Below are 391 nucleotides of genomic sequence, written 5' to 3'. Positions count from 1 at the left end.
GCCGTGTTCTTTCCGCTGGTGTTTGTCGAAGGTGTTGCCGGACAGCTGTTCGGCGACCAGGCGTTGACGGTAAGCATCGCGGTGATCATTTCCACCGTTGTCGCGATGGCGCTGGTGCCGATGCTGGCCTCGCTGAAATCGCCTGCGCCCCTGGGCTATCCCGAGGATCCCAAGGACCTGGATCTGCAGCGGAACTGGTGGCAGCGCCTGCGCTATCGGAGTGTGTACGCGACGCTGCGGGGCTGGCTGTTCATTGGTCGCATTATCGGTGCCCTGCTGGGCGCCATCGGCCGGGTCGTGCTGAAGCCCTACGACTGGCTGGAGTCCGCGTATCGGCGCGCGCTGCCGAGAGCGCTGGCGCGGCCGGTCCCCGTGCTCCTGGCATCCACGC

At 66.2% G+C, this 391-nt stretch carries 1 protein-coding gene; it reads left to right on the top strand.

Annotation, left to right across the window (positions count from 1 at the left end):
- Nucleotides 1-391, top strand: a 391-nt coding sequence (locus FLQ44_RS14620; protein ID WP_147694990.1) for an efflux RND transporter permease subunit, incomplete at both ends; no start/stop codon positions are given.

The organism is Vogesella mureinivorans, assembly GCF_007644035.1.
Classification (GTDB): domain Bacteria; phylum Pseudomonadota; class Gammaproteobacteria; order Burkholderiales; family Chromobacteriaceae; genus Vogesella; species Vogesella mureinivorans.
This window is presented reverse-complemented; position numbering and strand designations above follow the sequence as displayed.